This window comes from Aeromonas sp. 2MA4 (assembly GCF_029237305.1).
In the GTDB taxonomy this organism is placed as follows: domain Bacteria; phylum Pseudomonadota; class Gammaproteobacteria; order Enterobacterales; family Aeromonadaceae; genus Aeromonas; species Aeromonas salmonicida.
Genome location: NZ_JAACFY010000037.1, coordinates 1 through 3,402 on the forward strand (window position 1 = coordinate 1; position 3,402 = coordinate 3,402).

Below are 3,402 nucleotides of genomic sequence, written 5' to 3' on the forward strand. Positions count from 1 at the left end.
CCAAGAGAACGGGGCGAGCCTCGATAGCGGTGTTATGGGAGGGCTGGTTTAGGTTACAGACCCTCCTTGAAGGCTATGAACTGGCACTGTCTCTTGAGCATCAACAGATGTGATCAAGAGACAGCCTTCGGGTGCCTTTTTGCTATTCAGATTAAATCATCTGCGGATCGGTTATCAGACAGTTAGCCCCGTTTGCGCCTCTCCCGCCAACAAGCGGGTCGCCGGAAAACGCAGGGCAGGATCCTGGCTGAAGAACTGGCTCAGTTGCCGGTATACAGCGGGATAGACCTGCCGCAAGCGCAACGGATCGGTAAAGAAGCTCTCGCAGCACACGGCAAAAAACTCAGCCGGATGCTCGGCAGCATAGGGATCGATAGCGGTTACCTCATCGCGGGCCAGCTGGGCATTCATGGCATCGAACGCCTCTTGCAGGGCCTGGGTCCACTGGCGTGTATCCATGCCACTTGGCAGCGGCGGCGCACCGGCGGCATCCCCCCCCAGCATGTCGAGTTTATGAGCCAGTTCGTGGATCACCAGGTTGAAGCCATCCCAATCCCCGTCCTGCTGCAACTCGCTCCAGGCCAGCACCAGCGGCCCCTGAGGCCAGGACTCCCCAGCGTTCTCTTCTTCCCACTCGCTCACCAGACCGAATTCATCCTGTACCTCCTGACGACGGACCACAGGTTCCGGGATCAATATGATTTCGTGAAAGCCACGATACCAGTCGAGATCAAGATGCAAAATGGGCAGCACCGCCTGCAAGGCCAATACCGCCTGCTGACGGGAAGTCAGCTCGACCCCGAGTTGGGTCAGGGTCTTGCGGGCCAGAAATTGCTGCGCCAGAGCAATCAGCCGCAGCTGATCGTCTTTGGAAAATCCCTGCAAGATGGGCACCACAGCCAGGGCCTGCTGCCACTCCAGCGCTCGTGGGGCGCTCTCTTCCTGTCGGGACATACCACCAAACAGACTCCATAACCGGGACCAGAACACGCAGACTCCTCTTGCCAATCAAAATACTTTTACGAACCGCTTCGGACGCTCGAGGTAACCCAGAGACAGATAGAAACGATGGGCATCTTGCCGTTTGAGACTGCTGGACAATTCCAGCTGGCTGCAACCTTGCGCCAGGGCGCGAGCTTCTGCCGTCGCCAGCAAGGCAGCCCCCAGCGCCTCTTGCACCTTCATCGACGACCAGCGCCGAGATCAGGCCCCAGTCTGGTGCAACATGCAAGGGCCGCAGGCGATACCACACCAGCACTCCCACTGCCTCGACCTCGTGACAGGCGAGCAGCACCTCACGATCACAAGCTGGCTGCAACCAGCGTTCAGCCACCTCGACCGGGCTGGCGGGATAGCCAAGCTGCCCGAACAGGTGGGCCATGGCGACCGCATCCCCCTGCCCGGCGAGGCGGATCACATTGAGATGGTTTTCTATTTTCATCCTTGGCCTCAAATTTGCTGTGTCTCTGTTACCACCAATCCAGGTAGACGAGAGAGGAGATCATGGCGGGGATACCGACACATCCCGACCAAAAGGACCATTTGTTAACGCCAACTCACAAATTAACAACATGACAACATATTTCGCTGGGAAGCCCTTGAACAAACCGATATGTTAAAACCCACGGACTTGGTAGTTGAAAGTCCCGCTCAAGATTGAGTGACCCCCTTGGTCACTCACCATTTTAAGGGAGCGAGGCAAAGACCTCGCCAAGACAGCACAACAAAGGAGTTGTTGTACATGAATGAAATCGTCAATGCTATCAATGGTGTGATTTGGAGCCCTGCGCTCATCTATCTGTGCCTGGGGGTAGGCCTCTACTTCTCCCTGCGTAGCCGTTTTTTACAACTGCGTCACCTGAAAGGCATGGTACGCCTGATGTTCAAAGGCAAAGCCAACGAAGCGGGGGTCTCTTCCTTCCAGGCACTTTCCATGACATTGGCGGGCCGGGTCGGTACCGGTAACATAGCCGGCGTTGCCACTGCCATCACCTTCGGTGGCCCGGGCGCCCTGTTCTGGATGTGGATGGTGGCCTTCCTCGGTGCCAGCTCTGCCTTCGTGGAGTCTACCCTGGGTCAGGTCTACAAGGAGAAGATCAACGGTGAGTACCGCGGTGGCCCGGCCTTTTATATCGAGAAAGGACTAGGCATGACCTGGTACGCCTGGGTCTTTGCGATCGCCACCATCTTCGCCTGCGGCGTGCTGCTGCCGGGGGTACAAGCCAACTCCATCGGCTCCAGCCTCAACACCGCCTTCGGCCTTAGTCCCAACGTGACCGCGGCCGTGCTGGCTCTGCTGCTGGGCTTTATCATCTTCGGTGGCGTGAAGCGGATCGCCAGCTTTGCAAGTACCGTCGTGCCCTTCATGGCGCTCGGCTATATCATAGTGGCCTGCGTCATCATCGCCCTCAATATTGGCCAGTTGCCAGGCATCATCTTGCTGATCTGGAAGAGCGCCTTTGGTCTGGACGCAGGCTTTGGTGCCATTCTGGGCCTGGCCATCATGTGGGGCGTGAAACGCGGGGTTTACTCCAACGAAGCAGCCCAGGGAACCGGCCCCCACGCCTCCTCTGCCGCCGCTGTGAGCCACCCGGCCAAGCAGGGTCTGGTGCAGGCGTTCTCCGTCTACATCGACACCCTGTTTGTCTGCTCCGCCACCGGCTTCATGCTGCTGATCACCGGCCTTTACAACGTGCAAGGACCGGATGGCGCAGCCATTTACACAGGTATCGCCGGCATTGCTGCAGGCCCAGGCTATGTGCAGACCGCCATGGAGAGCATGATGCCCGGCTTTGGTAACTACTTTGTTGCTATCGCGCTGTTCTTCTTCGCGTTTACCACCATAGTGGCCTACTACTACATCGCCGAAACCAACATCGCCTTCATCAACCGCAAGATCAACCGCCCCTGGCTCACCTTCTTGCTGAAGATTGCCCTGATGGCGGCGACCGTCTACGGCACCGTCAAGACGGCGGATCTCGCCTGGGGTCTGGGGGACATAGGGGTCGGTCTGATGGCCTGGCTCAACATAGTCGCCATCCTGCTGCTGCAAAAAACCGCCTTCGTCTGCCTGAAGGACTATGAAGCACAGCTGGCACAAGGGGTCGACCCAGTATTCCACCCGGAAAAACTCGGTATCAAGAACGCCGACTACTGGATCGACAACCGCGCCGAGGTCAACCTGATGCGCGAGAAAACCGGTCATGCCTTCGAGGCAGATCCGGATACCGTCATCAAATAAGTGCAACGACACAACGAAAAATGGCAGCCTCGGCCTGTCTCTTGATCACATCTGTTGATGCTCAAGAGACAGTGCCAGTTCATAGCCTTCAAGGAGGGTCTGTAACCTAAACCAGCCCTCCCATAACACCGCTATCGAGGCTCGCCCCGTTCTCTTGGTGT

2 protein-coding genes and 1 pseudogene are annotated in these 3,402 nt (G+C 57.6%); 1 reads left to right on the forward strand and 2 read right to left on the reverse strand.

The genetic code is table 11. The annotated features are described in order from the left end of the window. Window positions 1-174: 174 nt before the first annotated feature. On the reverse strand, window positions 175-990 hold the full coding sequence (locus GWQ31_RS21615; RefSeq protein WP_275910248.1) for a M90 family metallopeptidase: 816 nt from the start codon (window positions 988-990) through the stop codon (window positions 175-177). A gap of 18 nt (window positions 991-1,008) precedes the next feature. Beyond that, window positions 1,009-1,441, reverse strand: a pseudogene (locus GWQ31_RS21620) (GNAT family N-acetyltransferase). A 300-nt stretch (window positions 1,442-1,741) separates the two neighbouring features. Here GWQ31_RS21620 and GWQ31_RS21625 point away from each other — a divergent pair. Beyond that, complete coding sequence (locus GWQ31_RS21625) at window positions 1,742-3,241, forward strand: alanine/glycine:cation symporter family protein (protein WP_219590050.1); 1,500 nt, start codon at window positions 1,742-1,744, stop codon at window positions 3,239-3,241. The last annotated feature ends 161 nt before the right edge of the window (window positions 3,242-3,402 follow it).